Origin of the sequence: Blautia acetica (assembly GCF_038739805.1) — a bacterium.
Classification (GTDB): domain Bacteria; phylum Bacillota; class Clostridia; order Lachnospirales; family Lachnospiraceae; genus Blautia.
The window spans coordinates 20,791-39,826 of the sequence record NZ_JBBEWO010000004.1 but is presented as its reverse complement, the minus strand read 5'-3'; the positions used below and the strand labels follow the sequence as shown (position 1 = coordinate 39,826).

At 36.1% G+C, this 19,036-nt stretch carries 20 protein-coding genes; 1 reads left to right on the top strand and 19 read right to left on the bottom strand.

Annotation, left to right across the window (positions count from 1 at the left end; genetic code table 11):
- Nucleotides 1-40: 40 nt before the first annotated feature.
- From WBS51_RS03960 to WBS51_RS03930, 7 genes are all read right to left on the bottom strand, one after another.
- A complete protein-coding gene (locus tag WBS51_RS03960) occupies nucleotides 41-697 on the bottom strand; it encodes a recombinase family protein (RefSeq protein ID WP_005340281.1) in 657 nt (218 codons plus the stop codon).
- Nucleotides 698-919: 222 nt separating this feature from the next.
- Complete coding sequence (locus WBS51_RS03955) at nucleotides 920-1,321, bottom strand: winged helix-turn-helix domain-containing protein (protein WP_025579072.1); 402 nt, start codon at nucleotides 1,319-1,321, stop codon at nucleotides 920-922.
- Nucleotides 1,322-1,376: 55 nt separating this feature from the next.
- Nucleotides 1,377-2,396 carry an alpha/beta fold hydrolase gene (locus tag WBS51_RS03950; RefSeq protein WP_117942295.1) on the bottom strand — a complete coding sequence of 340 codons (1,020 nt, stop codon included), beginning with the start codon at nucleotides 2,394-2,396 and terminating at the stop codon, nucleotides 1,377-1,379.
- An 18-nt stretch (nucleotides 2,397-2,414) separates the two neighbouring features.
- Nucleotides 2,415-3,605, bottom strand: coding sequence for a methionine adenosyltransferase (gene metK / locus WBS51_RS03945; RefSeq protein ID WP_117942294.1), 1,191 nt, complete (start codon nucleotides 3,603-3,605; stop codon nucleotides 2,415-2,417).
- A 134-nt stretch (nucleotides 3,606-3,739) separates the two neighbouring features.
- Nucleotides 3,740-4,513 (bottom strand): response regulator, encoded by a 774-nt coding sequence (locus WBS51_RS03940; protein ID WP_118064336.1) that lies wholly within the window; start codon nucleotides 4,511-4,513, stop codon nucleotides 3,740-3,742.
- Nucleotides 4,514-4,733: 220 nt separating this feature from the next.
- On the bottom strand, nucleotides 4,734-5,147 hold the full coding sequence (locus WBS51_RS03935) for a hypothetical protein (RefSeq protein WP_117942292.1): 414 nt from the start codon (nucleotides 5,145-5,147) through the stop codon (nucleotides 4,734-4,736).
- Nucleotides 5,148-5,219: 72 nt separating this feature from the next.
- Nucleotides 5,220-5,576: a helix-turn-helix domain-containing protein gene (locus tag WBS51_RS03930; protein ID WP_118064334.1), complete on the bottom strand. Its 357-nt coding sequence runs from the start codon at nucleotides 5,574-5,576 to the stop codon at nucleotides 5,220-5,222.
- 212 nt (nucleotides 5,577-5,788) lie between these two features.
- Between WBS51_RS03930 and WBS51_RS03925 the strand changes: the two genes are divergently transcribed.
- Nucleotides 5,789-6,463: a winged helix-turn-helix transcriptional regulator gene (locus WBS51_RS03925; protein WP_161209528.1), complete on the top strand. Its 675-nt coding sequence runs from the start codon at nucleotides 5,789-5,791 to the stop codon at nucleotides 6,461-6,463.
- A 135-nt stretch (nucleotides 6,464-6,598) separates the two neighbouring features.
- Here WBS51_RS03925 and WBS51_RS03920 read toward each other — a convergent pair whose 3' ends face one another.
- From WBS51_RS03920 to WBS51_RS03865, 12 genes are all read right to left on the bottom strand, one after another.
- Nucleotides 6,599-8,173: an IS1182 family transposase gene (locus tag WBS51_RS03920; protein ID WP_117942289.1), complete on the bottom strand. Its 1,575-nt coding sequence runs from the start codon at nucleotides 8,171-8,173 to the stop codon at nucleotides 6,599-6,601.
- A 106-nt stretch (nucleotides 8,174-8,279) separates the two neighbouring features.
- The gene (locus WBS51_RS03915) at nucleotides 8,280-8,420 is read right to left on the bottom strand and encodes a hypothetical protein (RefSeq protein WP_173903473.1); all 141 of its coding nucleotides are present in this window, start codon (nucleotides 8,418-8,420) and stop codon (nucleotides 8,280-8,282) included.
- A 244-nt stretch (nucleotides 8,421-8,664) separates the two neighbouring features.
- The gene (locus tag WBS51_RS03910; RefSeq protein WP_255647044.1) at nucleotides 8,665-8,796 is read right to left on the bottom strand and encodes a hypothetical protein; all 132 of its coding nucleotides are present in this window, start codon (nucleotides 8,794-8,796) and stop codon (nucleotides 8,665-8,667) included.
- Nucleotides 8,797-8,853: 57 nt separating this feature from the next.
- A complete protein-coding gene (locus WBS51_RS03905) occupies nucleotides 8,854-8,994 on the bottom strand; it encodes a hypothetical protein (protein ID WP_171026670.1) in 141 nt (46 codons plus the stop codon).
- A gap of 367 nt (nucleotides 8,995-9,361) precedes the next feature.
- Nucleotides 9,362-11,746 carry an ABC transporter permease gene (locus WBS51_RS03900; protein ID WP_117942288.1) on the bottom strand — a complete coding sequence of 795 codons (2,385 nt, stop codon included), beginning with the start codon at nucleotides 11,744-11,746 and terminating at the stop codon, nucleotides 9,362-9,364.
- A gap of 14 nt (nucleotides 11,747-11,760) precedes the next feature.
- A complete protein-coding gene (locus tag WBS51_RS03895; RefSeq protein ID WP_117942287.1) occupies nucleotides 11,761-12,426 on the bottom strand; it encodes an ABC transporter ATP-binding protein in 666 nt (221 codons plus the stop codon).
- Nucleotides 12,427-12,540: 114 nt separating this feature from the next.
- The gene (locus tag WBS51_RS03890; RefSeq protein WP_255647045.1) at nucleotides 12,541-12,666 is read right to left on the bottom strand and encodes a hypothetical protein; all 126 of its coding nucleotides are present in this window, start codon (nucleotides 12,664-12,666) and stop codon (nucleotides 12,541-12,543) included.
- A 106-nt stretch (nucleotides 12,667-12,772) separates the two neighbouring features.
- Nucleotides 12,773-14,041: a radical SAM/SPASM domain-containing protein gene (locus WBS51_RS03885; RefSeq protein ID WP_227164643.1), complete on the bottom strand. Its 1,269-nt coding sequence runs from the start codon at nucleotides 14,039-14,041 to the stop codon at nucleotides 12,773-12,775.
- Nucleotides 14,031-15,137: a radical SAM protein gene (locus WBS51_RS03880; protein ID WP_117942285.1), complete on the bottom strand. Its 1,107-nt coding sequence runs from the start codon at nucleotides 15,135-15,137 to the stop codon at nucleotides 14,031-14,033. Before WBS51_RS03880 ends, WBS51_RS03885 begins: the two co-directional genes overlap by 11 nt.
- A gap of 11 nt (nucleotides 15,138-15,148) precedes the next feature.
- Entirely contained in the window at nucleotides 15,149-16,150 is a 1,002-nt protein-coding gene (locus WBS51_RS03875; RefSeq protein WP_117942284.1) for a S8 family serine peptidase, read from the bottom strand.
- Between the two features lie 11 nt (nucleotides 16,151-16,161).
- Nucleotides 16,162-17,829 (bottom strand): ABC transporter ATP-binding protein, encoded by a 1,668-nt coding sequence (locus WBS51_RS03870; protein ID WP_117942283.1) that lies wholly within the window; start codon nucleotides 17,827-17,829, stop codon nucleotides 16,162-16,164.
- Entirely contained in the window at nucleotides 17,819-18,961 is a 1,143-nt protein-coding gene (locus WBS51_RS03865; protein ID WP_243105282.1) for a radical SAM/SPASM domain-containing protein, read from the bottom strand. Before WBS51_RS03865 ends, WBS51_RS03870 begins: the two co-directional genes overlap by 11 nt.
- Nucleotides 18,962-19,036 lie beyond the last annotated feature (75 nt).

Below are 19,036 nucleotides of genomic sequence, written 5' to 3'. Positions count from 1 at the left end.
CCTCCTTAAATTTTTCTTTTACTTAGTAATTACCTCATCTCTATACAGATTGAAGAAATTCCGGAAAAATTTCATAAAAGTTTTTCCGATACCGATAATAGGTAGAAGAAGTTAACCCCAACTCCCGCTGCAGTTGTGTCGGTGTTACCTTCTTTTGTACCACCCTCATAAATTCCTGGTTAAACTTTTCCTGTTCTATAGCCCGTGGTCTTCCTACTTCATCCCATTCACCCCGAAGCCTTTTTGCCTCCATACCTTCCTTTTGTCGCTTCTCCTTTTTCTCCATCTCTGCCTGTGCCATGGATGCATAGAGTTCAATCATCATATTATTGATTGTTTCTATCATCATCTTTGCCAGATTATTTTCCATCTGAGACAGGTCAAACAACGTGGTAGGAAGTTCCAATACCATTACCCGAACCCCTTTTTCTTCTAAAAAACGTAGCTGCTTTAAAATCTCCTGCTTGTTCCTGCCAAGTCTGTCCAGCTCTGTAATAATCAGGGTATCCCCTACCCGTAAAACATCTTCCACAAGAACGGTATAACGTGGTCTGTCAAAATTTTTACCGGTTATCTTATCTGTAAAAATACTTTCCAGTTTAATTTTCTGATTTTCACAGAACCTCTTTATTTCTATAATACCTCGGTCCAAGTGTTGTTCCTTAGTACTGATTCTGTGATACCCATAATATGCCATACGTATCCCCCTTTATACATTCCCAAAAAGTCTTAAAATATTTTGGCATATCTCAAAACTTTCTTATATACTTTTTATATATAAAAAAATAGCCTATTACATCTCCCATCAAAAAGCATACTTTTTGGTAGGTGACTTTCACTACTTCTGTACGCAAGATGGCATAAAAAAGCAACAAAAAAAGACAGAGGTTTTAAAAAATTTCCTCTGTCTTCAGATCAACTATTCTGGAAAGATGTCCATCTTTTTTCCTTCAAACTTATATCCTACACCTCTCACTGTTTTAATATAGCGGCACTGCTTTAGCTCCGGTTCAATTTTCTTTCTCATACTGGATACCAGACAGTACACAATATTATCAATGCTTTCCGGCAATTCCTCGTTATAAAGAATCTCAAAAATTTTTTCTTTGGTAAATATCACACCTGGTCTCCCTGACAAAAGCATAAACAATTCATACTCTGCTTTCGTTAAGACGATCTCCGTCTGTCCTCTATAAATCTTATGATAATCCGGATAAATCCTAAAATCGGAATTTTCTTCATCCTCTCCCCGGATGTTTTTTATATTTTCCACTACATATTCTTTGTATCCCAATACAGTTGAAATAGTTACTTTCCCCAAGCTACACTTCCCTTCTGTTTTCTCTTATTTAGAAATCTCATCACACAGATTCCTTTTAAAAATGATTCTCTATTCTCCATTCATCGATAAGCTGTACAACCTGCGTTAAATTGGTATACCAGATATAATGTCCTCCATTTACAATATATAACTGGTGATTACCAGATTCTAAATCCAATTGATTTCTATGAGCAGTCTCCCATGCCGGAACATTTTGTACATTCTCTGAAGAAATCATGGTTAATACAGGAAGTGCCGATGGGAATTTTTTATTCTTTATAGAGAGTAATGATTGATCCATCCCGTTCACTTCATTTCTAATCGTATCGTTGCTGCTTAAAGAATATGCCTGAATGTATTCCTCCCTATCACTCTCCGTATAAGTGTACCCGGAAACCTGTGGTAATGCTGCCCCATATTTATCTGGATCTGTTTTCAGTGCCATCTGGAATTCTTCCAAAGAAGAAAAAGAATTCTTGATTTTCTGAAATTCATCAATTCCCTGCAGCATATATTTCTTTTCCATTTCCATAGCCTCTGCCAGTTCTTCATCATATACCGTATTATCAACAGCAATGAAACCTTTTACTTTTTCGGGATAATTCTGTACAAAGTTGAGTCCATATACTCCAGAAATCGAATGTACCAGCAATACACACTGCTTAATTCCCATGGTGTCCAGTGCAGCATTCAATTCACTATTGATATTATCTACAGTTCGATCCATTGCTGCAACATCACTAAGCCCATATCCAAACGGCTCTACAATCACTATGTTAAAACTCTCATCTAAAGATTGTGCCAGAGGTTTGAAGTAGATATGCGGTGATGGAACTCCCAGAGCCGGCATCATCACCAATGTGGTTTTTCCTTCATCTGCAAATGTTTCTCCACTTGCATCCAATTTTCCATACAAAGCAAGATGCATATTATTTCCTTTCACTGTGATATATTTACTCGCATATCCAACTTGTGTTGCTCCCATAGCATATACCATATTAGAATTTCCTACCAGAAATGTAAACAGCATCGCAATCGTCACAATTCTTGAGATTCGCTTTTTGTATCTTCCCATACGTTTCCTCCTAATAAATTATTTCAAATATTTTTTCAGTTCTTCTACCTTATCTAATCTTTCCCATGGAAGGTTGAGATCGTTTCTTCCAAAATGTCCATAGGCTGCCGTCTGTTTATAGATCGGACGGCGGAGATCCAACATCTGAATGATTCCTGCTGGTCGCAGATCGAATTCTCTTCTTATCATCTCTACCAGACTCTCATCTGAAATTTTCCCACTTCCAAAGGTGTCTACCATAATAGAGGTCGGATGAGCCACCCCAATTGCGTAAGACAACTGAATTTCACATTTATTTGCCAGACCTGCAGCCACAATATTCTTCGCAACATAACGAGCAGCATAAGATGCAGAACGATCTACTTTCGTACAGTCTTTTCCAGAAAAAGCTCCGCCGCCATGCCGTGCCATACCACCATAGGTATCTACAATAATCTTGCGTCCTGTTACACCACTATCGCCGTGAGGACCGCCTATGACAAAACGCCCTGTTGGATTGATGAAAAATTTTGTATTCTCATCTACCAGTTCTGTTGGAATAATCGGTTCCAATACATATTTTTTTATATCAGCGTGGATCTGCTCCTGTGTCACATCTGGATCATGCTGTGTTGACAGAACCACTGCATCCAGCCGGTGCGGAATACCTGCTTCATCATATTCTACAGTAACCTGACTCTTACCGTCCGGTCTTAAATAATTCAACAAACCATCTTTACGGACCTGAGTAAGCTGCCGAGTCAATTTGTGTGCCAGTGAAATTGGATATGGCATAAATTCATTCGTTTCGTCACATGCGTAACCAAACATCATACCCTGATCCCCAGCACCAATTGCATCAAGCTCTTCTTCTGACATTTTGTGTTCTTTTGCTTCCAATGCCTTATTCACGCCCAAAGCAATATCTGCTGACTGCTCATCAATTGCCGTTAAAACAGCACAGGTATGTGCATCAAATCCATAATCTCCATTGTCATAACCAATTTCTTTGATTGTTTCTCTTACCACCTGCTGCATATCTATATACGCATTGGTCGTGATTTCTCCCATCACTAATACCATACCCGTTGTAATTGCAGTCTCACAGGCCACTCTGCTCATCGGATCCTTCTCCATAAGAGCATCCAATATGGCGTCTGATATGGCATCACACATTTTGTCCGGATGCCCTTCTGTTACTGATTCTGAGGTAAATAATCTTTTCTCCATAGTAAATTCTCCTTTGTATCAATATTTCATATTTGTCAATAACATAAAATATCTTTACTATGATTACTATATTTTTTGTCTACATTGTACTTTTTTCTGTCCGGTTGGTTTTGCCTTCAAATCAAATAACTTTTCTATTCTTCTACGAAATAACATATCCGTCTGATTAATTCTGGAATATTAACAGGACTGGTTATATAATCGCTTACACCTTCATGGCGATATTGATATTCTAAAGATAAATCTTTATTATCAGTGAATATAAAAAACGGCAACTCTCTGAATATTGGCTCCTTCGTGTTTTGATATATTCCAGCAAGCTTTTTCATAGAATGAAAAAAATCCATAGCAATTCCATCTTGTAAAAACAAATCACACAGAATCAATTCAATATCTTGATATTCTAATAGTTTATCCTCTGCTTCCCATATAGTTTCTACCATAATCATATATATCCCTTTTTTAAGAAGCTCTGTTTGTATAATAGACGTGATTTCCGAATTCTTTTTTACAAGAAGTATCTTATGAAAAGTAGCTCCCTCTCCATTGGATTCTTTATAAGCATATTCCAATAATGTTTCCTTCACTAAATCGAATTGTAATTTATTCATACATATCTTAGCTCCCTTTTCCAATGCTTCTTTCTCATAATATTTTTTGTCATAGCATGTAAAGAAAAGGAATGGAATTTTGTATGTTTTCTCCCTCAAGTATTCTAGCAGCTCCATTCCACTCCCATCTGACAATTTCAAATCCGAGCCTATAATGAGTATTTGTTCCTTTTCTATAAGCTCTTTTCCTTGTGATACTGTAAATGCAACTAATACATGATATCCTTTTCGCTGTAGAAAGTTTTTTATATGCCAAATGTAATTACTATCGTCCTCTATTAACAATATCTTTTTCATTTCTTATCTCCATTAAAAAATAATAGCAATGAGAAGTTACCTCTATTTTATTTGTATCTAAGGCACCATACCAATTTCATCATAAACCACTTTAAGCAAGTACGGTATATCTAATGTATATTTTGATTTTTTCTTTGCCTATTTTAATCTTATATATTTTTAGCATACATCATTCTCCCCATAAAAAAAGCAGTGTCATCCACTGCCTTTTCTCCATCACTTAATCTGTTATTTCCACAAATGAGTATCTTTCTTCTTTCTTTTGCACAATTGCAGAACCCGTTTGTTCTTGTATCGTTTTTAACAATTCTTCTACATATTTTTGAGCTTCATGCACTTCAATATTCATGGCGTATGCAATTTCTCTAATTGAAAAACTCAACTCTGAATCGCTCATCAACAGTTGTAAAATCTCCCATTGCATATCAGTAATTACAATTTCTGCACCATCATAAATCATCCTTTTCTTGTCAAATTCAATATCCCATTTTCCGAAATGAATTCTTTCTTCTTCTAATATATTTTGCATATCTAATCGCATAACTACAAAAGACACTTCCGGCCAACATTTCTTTAATAATTCCTCTGCTTTTTTTCTTTCCTCACAATTCTTAAAGTATAATAATTCTCCCATCCTCTATCTCCTCATATCATTTATCATTATACTTTAAGTTTACATCCGAATTATTGCAGAAATCTTATTAAATTATTCCTTTAGCCTTTTTTCTACGATACTATCTTCATTGTATTTGTGTAACTGACCGCCCAATAAACGCTTTCCTATAATAATCCAAGTATCTCTATTGTACTGATCCATATCCCTATACAATTCCATAATTTCTCTTTTATTATCCTGCTCTCTCTGCTGTTCCTCTTCATTTTTTCTCAATATATAATCAACTGGGACCTTAAAGAATTTGGATAATGCAAGCAACATATCACCAGAAATATTCTCGTCTACATTTTCATACTTACTAATTGTCTGCTGACTGACTCCTATTTCTTCCCCTAATCTCGTCTGAGTCAGGCCTAATTTTTTTCTTAATTCAGATATTCGATTCACAAGCGTACACCTCCCGATACACTCATTTTACACTTAAATACACCTGTGTTTTACTTCTTTTAAGAGTATTACTACTATGTATCGCGGTATATCGTAGTATTACTATCATCATTTCCTTACATCTATACCGAAAAAAAGTCAATCTATACAAACAATATTACAATTTCTTTTCTTTTAAATATACTAGTGCTTATAGGGGAGGAGAAATGCTTATGAAAAAACTATTATTGATTGGCAACCCGTCCGTCTTGGGGAAAAATCTGGAGAATATCTTAAAGCAAAATTATGATACCGATTTTATTTCCACCGTACCAAAACAAATCGGCAGCATACCATTTAACTCTTATAATGCTTTGCTCTTGGATTTCACACTTTTACATAACTACAGTCTTACCATAAGTAAAACTGCAAAACAATGCTATCCAAACATCATTGTTCTGTTTTTATGCCCTACCAATATTCCAGAACAAATTATTTTGGATTTGTATGAATCCGGTGCTGATGACCATTTATATATTTCTCTTTCATCACCAGCACTTTTGCTGAAAAAATTGGATATCTTATTTACCAACTATCATCTAGCCACAAAGTATGAAGACAGCCACATAACTTTAAATTTTGACTCCTTGACCGCAGTGATTGAAGGTACTGCTACTTCTTTTACTCCATTGGAATTTAAACTACTCAAACTGCTTTCTTTAAATCCAAACACCGTTTTAACCAGACAATATCTTTTATATTCTCTATGGGATCGAAATGGAAATTACGTAGAAGAAACTTCTCTGAATAGTATGATCTGCCGTATACGGCATAGAATTGATACCGAAAATCATCATTATATTAAGACAATATATGGAATTGGATATATGTGGACTTTTCCATCTTAAAATAAATTGGGGATGTGAAAAAACTCGATTGAGTTTTTTCGCATCCCTCTTTTTGCTTTTGTTGTGTATAAATTGCTAGAATCCTACGCTGAAAAGGCACACTCCCCCTACCCCATAGAGATTCTCTTTTTGAATCTATGCGGCAGTTCTATTTCTCATCTTTTTGTTCTGATATTTGTATAGATTATGTCCTATTGCCACAAGTAAAACTTCTAGTTTAACCGAATTAATACCTCTTCGGACAATTCTCTTGTACCAACGGTCATTTTTCATGATTCCGAAAGTGCCTTCTGCTTGTATCGAACGGTTCATTCGTAACAGCGCACCATGAATACTTTCTAAGTTTTCGATTACTTCCTGATGCATTGCAGTGAGTTCCTGATTGATCCGAACAGTTCGATTTTTAGCTGTTTTCTTACATTTCTCTGCATATGGACATCCACTGCAATCTTCACATTCATACAGTTCTTCCTTGCGTCCGTATTGATTTCCCCTCACACTTCTTCTGTATAAAAGATGAAATGCTTTATCGTTAGGACATCTCATGACACCTTGTTCATCAATTCTAAAATTAACTGCACGAAAGGGATCTTCATGATACTTTCGTTCCTTGGTTTCCTTTTTAAACATTGGAAACTTCATATACTTTTCCATTCCGTTCTGTTCGCAAAAAATATAGTTGTTATATGATCCGTAGCCAGCATCTGCCACAGGATACTTGGGATAGAAGCCATACGTTTGTTTGAAGTGCTTCATCAAAGGAATGAAACAGTCCATATCGGAACGATAATGGTTCACGTCAACAACTGCGATATATTCATCTGCTACACCAATCTGTACATTGTATGCCGGCAGAAGCTGATCATTGCCCATGTAATCCGTTTTAATGCGCATAAAGGTAGCTGATTTATCTGTTTTAGAATAGCTGTTACGATCAGGACCGCAAATGTCAATTCTTTCTATATATTCCTGAAGTTTCTGACAGAAACCAGTCAAATGTTCATAATGACGCTGCTCTTTGGATTTTCTCTTTCCGCTTCCGTAAACAAAGGTACTGATATCTAGATCCCATAAAAGCTTTAGCTGATCAATGATTTCATTCAGATAATCTGGTACATACTCAGAATTCGTTGAAATCTGTACTCCACTCCATGCGATTTCTTTGTTGATTTCCTCAATCTCCCCAGTGATTTTTTCATAAAGCTTGTAACGGAACTTTTCGGTAGCCTTCTTCCAAACCCAGGTATATTTGTTGGCGTTTGCTTCAAACTTGGAACCATCGATGTAGATATGTTGCAAATCCACATGCTCCTCGTTGAAGATCGCTTGATTGATATCGTTAAAAATGTTTTCAATCTTATCCTGAAGGACTTCGTTGATGAAATATCCAAAGGTTCGGTATGATGGAGTCTGGTGATCCATGAGATACATGAATCTGATATTGACTTTGCAGTTATCTTCCAGTTCTCTCAGGGAGCAGTAGCTGCTGATCATAAATCCGAAAAGTACTGTTTTTAACATGTTGACCGGATTATATCTGAGCCGTCCAGTTGTGTACTCCGGAATATCTGTCAGATACTTATTTAAATCGATTCCTCCCATCAATCTGTCAAATGTTAAAACAGGATCCAGCATATCCAAACAATCTGAAAGAAACAGTGGTAAATATCCTTGTTTTGGATTATTATAATTTATAGTTGAAATTTTCATCGCAAGTTAATTTTAACATAAAAGAGGACCTTTCGTTCATTTTGAACGAAAGGTCCTCTTTTTCCGTAGAGACTGTTATTTCACAGCCCCTGTTAACATTTCGACATTACTGTACACAAGTAAGCAAACAATCCATTGTCATAATGCAGTCATGCATGCATCTATATCTCGTATTTCCACAGTCTACAGTATACACATTAATTTCCTCCACAGTCAGTTCTGCTGGATTCGTTCTTTTTTCTTCCATTCATAACACCTCTCGTACTTTTATACATATAATACTTGTTCCTAATCATTTTCGTCACATATCTTGCTTATTTTATTATTTTTCCTAGTTGGATACCACTTTCTTATTTTTCATCTTTTCTTCTAAAATTAAGGAGACTATTGACTATGCACGGAATAGTCTCCTTATCTTCACTATTAACTATGTTATGCCATATTTTATCTTGCCGTAGTATTTAAGGTGATTTCTATTCTCACCTACAACATTAATACTCTTCTGAAATCCATGGTGAATTAATTGGACAATCATTCATACAATGAACCTTAATATCACCACAATCCTTGATATATACATTTACTTCTTCAGTTGTAAGTTCTTTTGTTTTACGTTCTTCCATGGTTATACCTCCCTAACAAATTTAATTTTACTCCAAACTCTGCGACTGTAAAAATTTTTAATGATCTTCAGTCATCCACGGCGTTGAAAACGGACAATCAGTAACACATTTTAACTGTACTTTTCCGCATCCATAGTCTATGTCACCGTAAACATTAACTTCTTCTTCAGACAAGTTATTTACATTGTTTTCTGTCATAAATAAGCCTCCTCTCTAGGCAAAACATAATTAATAACTACATTGAACGCAAATTTCTTTGCTATCCTTTGTTTGTCTATCGTATCGCACTTATATATTTATTTCCATATTTCTTGTATAAATCGCACTTTTTATTTACTAATTGGACATTGCCTTTCAATATCCCTTATTCTTCTACTACCACCTGTTCAATTAATGTTTTTTAGATTATGTATCCTGAATATTAAAATTCCAATAAATATCCGAGGTGGCTTTAATTTCAACAGAAAAACAGACTGAATTATCACAACGCTCAGACATTTCAAAAATTTCTTTGAGAAATGGCGAAAAAAAGCGGGGTAGCACACGCCGCCCCGCCGATCCTATCTCATTCCATCGTCCTGATTTGCTCAACAAGAGATTGCTTTTTCAAATTTCCAATTGTGTAAGAAATCAAGATAAACTGCACCACCAATAGAATAGCCAAATATATCAATACGATTAGCCACGGAAATGAATAATAAAAGTATGGATTCATCGTTTTCACAACTACCTGTACGGACAGAAAACCCAGTCCAATTCCCAAAACCAATGTTACAAGCGTAGCAAAAACTGAATAAATCACCCCCTCATAACACAGCATTTTGATAAGTTGCTTTTTACTCAAACCAATCGCTTGTAACATTCCAATTTCCTGTCTCCGGGACAGGAAATTGGTGATTGTCGTATTGACAAGGTTGATTAAAGAAAAGCACACAACAATAACAGCCACTATCAACAACACCCCAAAAGAAAGTTGTTGAAGTCCACTATAATAAGTGATACTTTCTTTTATGGTTTCCATAACCAAATCGCTATTTCTGTCTATCAGTTGATTTAATGCAGCTTCAACCATATCGAATTTTTCCGTGTCCGTAATTACGGAAATAGTACCTGTACAATCTATCCCGGTCGCTTCATTCATAAGCTGCTCTGGAAGCGTAAAGCATTTTGAAAAGCCAGAATACGAATATTCTTTCACAATGCCCATGACTGTATAGGTTTTTGTACGAATTTGGCCAGATTCGGTTTTATAGTTCACTTCGACGGTATCACCCAATGCAGCCTCAATATCATAGAGATCGGCACGCTCTTGAAGCAAGACAATTCCATTGCCTGCCACCAGTTCATCATAATCAATCGTGCCTGCAATTCGTTCTTTCTCCAAATTCTGCTGCTCATCCCGACAAAAGCCCTGAATCCAATTTCCAGAATTACCATTTACACGATATTCTGCGTCCGTGTAATACCAGCGTTTGATTCCCGTAACGCCGTCAATAGATTCTACTGCATTTACAAAATCGGCATTTAGAAAATTCTTTTGCTGTAATCCAGACAAAGAAATATCGGCGGTGTCCCACGATTGATTTGCGTTGAGCTGGATGTTAAATTCACCGACAGGGAAAGCCCTGCCTCGTGCTTCTGCAACGCCATCATAGGAAGCTAACATTGTCGAAATCAATACAACCAATACTCCGCCGAGTGAGAGAGAAAATATTGTTAAAGTAGACTTTGCCTTTTGTCTGGACAGATTCATTTTAGCAAGTGAAGCAGGCGTTATTTTACGGTGCAGCACGGAACTTTCTTTCATTTTCCCCTGATAATTGGAATATCGCAATGCTTCCAGCGGAGATACTGCCGCAGCTTTTTTTACAGGAGTATGAATAGCAATCATCACAATAATAAATGCAAAAAGACCAACCCCCACCGTCACACATAAAGTAGTCAGCCAGTACCAACCGGCAGGAACCAGAAAGTACCCAATCACATTTCCAATAACCAGACCAATCGGGATAGCAATGGCAGCAAGTAATTTTCCCTCGCGGTAAACCATCTTTTTAATCTGTCGTTTTGTTGTTCCGATTGTGCGAAGCTGTCCATAGTTACGGATACTGCTTGCTACTGAAATATAAAAAATCGAATAGATCACAATGCCGGAACCAATGAAAGTTATAAAACCAATCAAGAAATAGAACAGCATATCACTTCCACTATTTTCGTCCTTTAAGTTGAAATAAGTAGAACGGACAATCACATTATCATCGGAAATTTTTAATTGCTGTGCCAGAGTGTTTGCATAGTTGGCGGCTTCTTCCTCGCTCATATTTTGAGCACCATTCAGCCCAATGTAATAATCAATCATGCCCTCGTCGCCATACTGTTGTCTTATTAATTCTTTCGATATAATAGCTGTATAGCGCCCAATATCGCCAGTTTTCACATCTAAGATTCCCGTCAATTTGAAATCATGGGTAGTGCCGTCAGAAAAGGGGATTTGAATTGTCTGTCCCAATTCATTTGAATAGCCCAAACTATCCAAAAAGGATTCCTGTACTACAATTTCATCCTCCGAAGCTGGTAAATCTCCCGAATAGGGCATACTTTGGGATGTTAGCATATCCGCATTTGCATAAGTAAAATTCACGGTTGAATGGTTTACCTGTTCAGAAAATGCGTTAAAAAATTCCCCAACCCACGCAATTTCTTCTTGCTTGTATAGTTCCTGTCCCTGTTGTTCAGAAATCGCATGATACATAATCTGTGCTGTTTTTTGGTTGCGGTTCTGCGTTTCCTGCATAACCCCAAAACCATAGAGAACAATAGCAGATAGCAATGCGCTTGCAAGTGCAATCGTCAAAACAATAAAGATATTTCTTTTTCGATTCGCCGATATACTTCGATTTGATATGCGCTTTACTATGGTGCTGCTATCATTCTTAAAAGGCCCTGTCATAACCTGTCACCTCCTTATTGCACAATCCTGCCGTCCTCAATGTGGATAATCCGATCTGCAAGGCGGGCAATGTCGTTGTTGTGGGTAATCATGACTACGGTCTGGTGGAACTCCGAACTTGTACGCTTGATTAACTCTAGCACCTCAGCACTGGTCTTGCTGTCAAGGTTGCCAGTCGGCTCATCGGCCAGCACAATAGCCGGTTTGCTAATCAGAGCACGTGCAATCGCCACACGCTGTTGCTGTCCGCCGGAAAGATTGTTCGGCATATTTTTCAGTTTATCTTCCAGCCCCAGCAGATGAACGATTTCGTCCAAAAACTTCTGATCCACCGTGTCCCCGTCCAGTTCCACTGGCAGGACAATATTCTCATACACATTCAGGATGGGAACGAGGTTATAGTTCTGGAAGATAAAGCCGATATTGCGGCGGCGGAAGATGGTAAGCTGTTCATCGTTCATTTTCGACAGCTCTTTGTCCCGAACAATCACGGTTCCGCTGGTTGGAGTGTCCAGCCCCCCCATCATGTGAAGCAGGGTGGACTTACCAGATCCAGAAGTTCCTACCACCGCTACAAACTCTCCCTCTTCTACTGAAAAATCGACCCCATCCAATGCACGGGTAACATTTGGTTCTTGACCGTAATATTTTTTTAATTTAATTGTCTCTAAAATCTTCATTCCATTTATATCCTTTCCTTCAAATAATATGTATTTTCATAATTTGTCTTTTAATTAAAGCCTTCTAATTTTTCAATCAGAAGGCTTTAGTTTCACTAATTTCCCATATAATAATCAAGATTCAATACTTAACCAAGCACTTCCGTCTATACAATCCTGTAGGCAAAATTCTTGTATCTTACCACATTCAGCAGTGTAAACATTAACTTCCTCTTCCTTTAGTTCATATCTTTCTTCCATAATGTTCACCTCCCACACATTGTTATATTTTCTTTCAGAATATTATTTTTAATAATTGTTTTCCATATTTTATGTTTATTTTGCACTTTTTTTACCTATGTGGATTTTACTCTTTTTTTTCTTGATTTATAATCTCTTTTACTTGTTCTAAATATTGTTTATAATGTTCCAATTGTTTTCTTTTATCTTCTTTGGCGTTGTAATAGAATAATACATATTTCAACATTGATTTTATAAAAATACAACGATAATCATATGGTTCATCAGAAGCTAAACACCTACCACCACATATATATCTATAGTCGCATTCTCTACAGATTTCCTTATAAGTTACACAAAATGTCTTCTTTATCTCTTCTGTATTCATCATTTCTTCCAACCTGACCAAAATCTTCTGAGGAGTATCTTTGATAATATTTCCCATTTTGAATTGGCATTTTTCCATACACTGGCACATATAAATATCCCCTTCAGGGTAAATTGCCATAACTTTTCCATATCCTCCACAAGAATCTCTTACCTGAATTCTCTGGTGGAAACCTCTAGCAATCTTTTTGTTCTCATACCCCTTCCCAAGCATATAATTTAATATTTTCAGATTCATATCGATACGTTCCGTATCTGTCAGTATTTCAGAATTATCCTTTGCCCGTCCTACCGGGGAAACAATATTGAAAAGAACATCTGTATCATATTTCGCAGCAATGTCAATCAATTTATACATATCAGCTTCATTCGTTTTTTCGTAAATGAAACTAAGCACTACCTTAATCCCTGCCTGCTGGCACATCTCTATGTGTTCAACTAACTGTTTCTCCTTTTCAGGTGTTCCGAACATGTGCATTGTACTAAAATCTATTTCATCTATATACCCTTTCAACTGTTCTGTTAATTCCAGAGTAAGGGCAAGACCATTACTCTGCAACGTGATTGGACAAGACAATCCATTTCTTAATGCTTTTGCAATTTCCACAATCTGAACTTTAATCAATGGTTCTCCACCTGTAATAATCATTTTATGTGGTTTGTTTTCCTGAAAGAATGGAATCACCTTATTCTGTATATCCTCTAGCTTAAATTCATTTTCTGGATGCAATTTGTCGTTTGCACTGATTGCACAAAATTCACAATTCATATTACATTTTCTAGTTACCATCAAATATACAGTATTGATTTTCTCATGATTATTTTCTATTTTTTTTATAAATTCAGTTTGCTGCTTCCATACAGGATATAGCTTTTCCTGGAACTCTGGTTTATCCAAATTATCTGCAAATCTTTTACTTACCCCCAGGCAGACTTTTCCTATCGGATCAATTAAAGCCACTTTTTCTCCTTCTGTAATCTTAATAAAATCATTCATTTTATTTTCCATGGCGAATATATCTCCTTTCATATTCTTCTTTCATATTATTTAGTTGCTTTTCGGATAAGTTTTCTTTTATCAAATTATACATCCATTTTGTCACTTTGCAGTTGACCTCTATTGGTCTATATACATCCTTATTAACTTCATAATTAGAAGTCTGGCATCCTCTTGTTTTACAATGATTTATGTATTCACATCCTTCACACATCGAATCGACCTTATCATTCAAATAAACAATTTCTCTAATTCTTGGTACATCTAATCCTGCCTTTACTGTACCAATTTTAAATTCTGGTAACTCGCTACAAGTATAAATCCCCCCATCGGTCGTTACATAACAAGTTGCCAACCCTGCTTTACAAGCATAAAACATACACGGAAATAAGTACGATTTTACATGCTGTTCCCATAAATTCCAAAAAAGCATTTGTCTAGTTTGAATAATATAATTCTTATATAAATAAAATACCTGTTCCAATTGTTCTTTCAAACCATGCAAGTCATTTTCATTCCACATGCAATAATGGTCAATTCCTGATTCTAGTTTTCTTATACCTAAGTCAAGCAAGAATTGGAAACTCTCTGCATAATATTGATAGTTATTACTTGTTACGACACTGGCTATAGAAATCTGATTTCCTGTAGCCTGTTCATATTTTCTCAATAATGGAAGGTTCTTCATAATTTTTTCAAAACTTCCATTTCCTGCATAATCTCTCCTATTCAAATTCTGGACATACTCAGGACCATCTAAACTCACTTTCACCTCAAATGTATTTTCCACAAAAAAGTCAATTATCTCATCTGTAACCAACGTTCCATTTATCGTAGTACTGAACTTGCATATTAAGTTTGTTTCCTGGCATTTTTTCTTCGTATAACCTACCGCATCTTTCATCAGATTAAATGCCATAAGAGGTTCCCCTCCAATAAAATAAACCATAAGGGTCCGATCATACTGCTTATTTGCTTCATGGACCGCAATATCGATTGCCTTTTGAGCCGTTTCTAAACTCATGTATGTATTTTTCTTTTCGCCCAGATAGCAGTAAGTACAATTCAAATTGCACTTATTTATTATCTCTAATGACAGTGTATACATTTTCTCGCCTCCTAAACTGTAAATTGGTCCAGATTTCTATTTGTTTTCTTCTGGAAATCCAATCTTTCCACCATATTAAATAAGGGATATCGCAAAACAATTTCTGTCTTCGGATGTTCCATGGCATATATCCTGATTCTATCTTTATACTCACATATTTCCTGATAATTGTTGTGATCAATAAATAGCACCGGATACTGCTCTGCTGTTTTTATATTTCTCAATTTTTCCATTCCACTTTCAAAAGTATCGCATCTCTCTGTTCTCGTAACTTCCCGTATGAAACGCTGCTCTAAAGGTTCTTCTATACGGTTCGTTAGAAAATAGCACTGTTTTTGCTTCAATGTATGATATGGATAATATCCATTTAAAGTGCTATGAACAAACTGTAAAATTGCCTGTTCATATTCATCCTCATAATTGCTTAGATACCCTGTTATTACAGCACACCCAAAGCTATTGCCCTGATAAAATTTAGGGATGCCCACATGATAAAGAGAAAAAAATTTAGAGGAAAAAATCACATCCGTTCCTGTACCATCATATTGGAGAACCTGTAAAGGATTCTCTATATCCAGGCATCTTACTCCCATTACAAAAGGGAAGGAAGCCGGATAGGTTGCTTCTACTTGCTGATTAGAGTATGCTGCCACAATCAAAATCCCCTTTTCTGTAGCTGCTCTACATACTTCCTCTATTTCTTTGTGATATTTGTACTCATCTCCTATACTCATATTAATTATGTCTACCTGTTCCTCTATCAGTAATTCAATACCTTCTATCATATCCAGAACCGTACTCTTTTTGTTCTTCCTTACAATAGGTACCAAAATAATTTCAGCTTCTGGGTTTTCCTTTAAAATAAAAGAACAGACATATTCCGCATGGGTAAATCCAAAGGCATCTTTAGTGTATTCCTGGTCTTTCCATTTGCAGTCTATTTTTACAATTTTCTTATCCTGAAAAAAAGGATTATCAAAGGATCCATTGGAATCCAACACACCTATCCTCACTTTTTACTCACCTACCTTATATGTAACTTCTCCAAATCCACAATAATATCTGCTTCTCGCAATTCTTCCAGATTGTGCGTAGAAAAAATAATAATTTTATCCCCTGATAGCTCATGTAATAATTGATAAAAACGTCCTCTTCGTTTTTCATCGATATTTGCAGTGGCTTCATCAAAAATCAGAATTTGTGAATTTTTCAAAATATTCCTCATAATATCCAAACGTCGCATTTGTCCCTCTGAGAAATTGCATGGTTCTAACTTTATCTCGGTATCCCATACCATTTCTAAAGTATGGATTTCATCATACAAATCCAAGCACTTTGCCACTGTATCCATTTCTTCCTCCGAAACAATATGTAGTAATCCCATATTCCGTCTTACCGTATCATTGAAGAACTGTGTACGCTGCATAACATATCCTGTATTTTTCCAATAGCTGTTAATATCTAATTCCTGCAAATCTGTGTTATTCACAACTACTTTTCCTTCTGTCGGTTGATACACACCTGTTATAATTTTGAACAGAGTGCTTTTGCCTTGTCCACTTTTTCCATGAACTCCGTAAAGAGTGCCTTTTTCGAACTTCAAATTGAGCCGGTCAAATACCTTCTTATTCGACTCTGTATAAGAAAAGCTCATCTCTTCTAAGGAAATGTTGTTAACTGTTGTTACTTTCTCTCCATCTCCTTGTTTCTGATCCGGATACTGAAGCAAACCATTGATATCCTTTAAGGAAACTACGGCTGTATGATACTCGTTAGCAAACTGTGCGATTCCAATAATAGGATTCATAATAATTGTCTGGTAATTCATCAAGGCCATAATGGTACCTATGGTCATATTTCCTTTAAATACTTCTTGTGCACCGACTACCCAAATTATGACTGTTCCCATAAACTGAATTACAAGTATCGTAGATGTATTCAATATGTACAACAAATTCTGACTGTTCGTCTCTTTTTTATATTTCTGATTTTTCTCAAAATACAGATCATGTACATATTGCCCACATTGAAAGAGTCTTGTAATAAACCAATTATCATAGGTGTTTGTCAGAACACTGGTAATACTGTTATATCCTTCCAGAACTTGACCACTGGTTTCCTGTATCAATTTCCCCAGGATTCTACTAATAAAAGGAACGCTGACAAGTAAGATAATATTGGATACGGCAATTCCCTTATGGATAGAAAACATATATGGAGGAACAACCACCAGGATAACCATATTGGAAACCAATGTGATAATACTTGTAATTCCACATTGTTTCACTGCTGAAACATCTTTATCTACTTTCAGCAAAATGTCACTTAGCTTTATCTTCTCAAAAAAATTCACGCTTACTGTTGATAATTTATCTTCTACCTTTTGTCGCATATCTGCAGCTATCTCCTCCGATATGACAGCCACAACATAACGCTGTACATAATTCATAAGGTAGTTCAGTAGCAACATTCCCAAGAACACAGCTAGAAGGAACATAAACGCAGATAAACTGGTACTATGCGGATTCCCCAAATCATCTATCACTTTTCCCTGCAGCTCCGGACGCACCAAAGAAACCCCCGCTGTTAACACAATTATCGCTATCGTTAAAATATAGGAAGGTAGTAGCTTTTTCCTAAAAGCATACTCTTTTAAAAATCCAAGGTATGGGCGACTTTGTTTACCTTTCATCACCTAACCTCTTGGCAATCTTCTCTCCGAACTCACTGAATTTTAAATCTTCCTCCTGGATATAGTCTATATACACTCCTAATTTTTCTCTAACTATTTCAATCGGCTGCTGTAAATAATATTCAAGAATCTGCACCATTGCCTTATAAAAGATATGTTCAAAAATACACTCTGCATCCGATGGTACATTAATCTTCCCTGTATTGATAAAATTCATATATCCGCATTTCATACCATGACAAAAATCTCGGATTGTGCATCCCTTGCACTTCGGATCGGTTTTATCAAAGTTCGACATTGCTATTAATTTTGCCTTTCTTATATCAACACCTTCCTTGATATTGCCTATACAATATTTTTCATTACTTGTAAGAAATCCGCATGGGTATATCTGACCGTTCGGAAAGATCTTGAAATTTCCAATTCCAGCATCGCACATGCCAAAGCAGTTTCCAAAGTTACACAACATATTAAACATTTTTCCATCAAATTGATCTATAGTAAAAACTCTGCCCGCTGCTGCCTCAGCCAAATAGTATTGCAAAATTTGTCCCACCTGTTTTTCAAATTCTGCCTTCAGTTCATCAGATATTTTTAAATATACATCCATAATCATACAGATGTTATCCAAGCCATGCTCATGCAGGTAACAGATGTTTTCGAACATATACGGAATGGTATTTTCTGTGACCGTCATTCTTACAGAAAAATTCAATCCACTATCCTTTACCTTCATGATATTCTCAAAAATTTTGTCATAGCAAGAAACTTCATCTTTCGCAACTCTGTTCAAATCATGGGTTTCCTTATTCCCATCAAAACTAAGGCGTACTGTAAAACGATTTTCTTTCATAAATGCAATGAACCGATCATCCATCAGGGAACAATTGGTAGTAATATAATACTTTACTTCCCTTTCCGGATAATTATCTTTGATATAGGCTACTGCCTGGTAAATTAACTCTTTCTTCAGCAAAGGCTCACCGCCCAAAAAATCAATCAAGACTTTCCCTCTATCCCCATAATTCATCATAAACTCCAAAGAGTCCACAAGTGTTTTTTCATTCAACTGATAATGGTTATGGTAGTCTTCATAACAATACTGGCATTTAAAATTACAATCTGTTGTCATATATAATGTGAAATTATACATATCTGTCTACTCCTTTCTTAAATATACTAAAAACAATTTTAATCAAATTCTCCT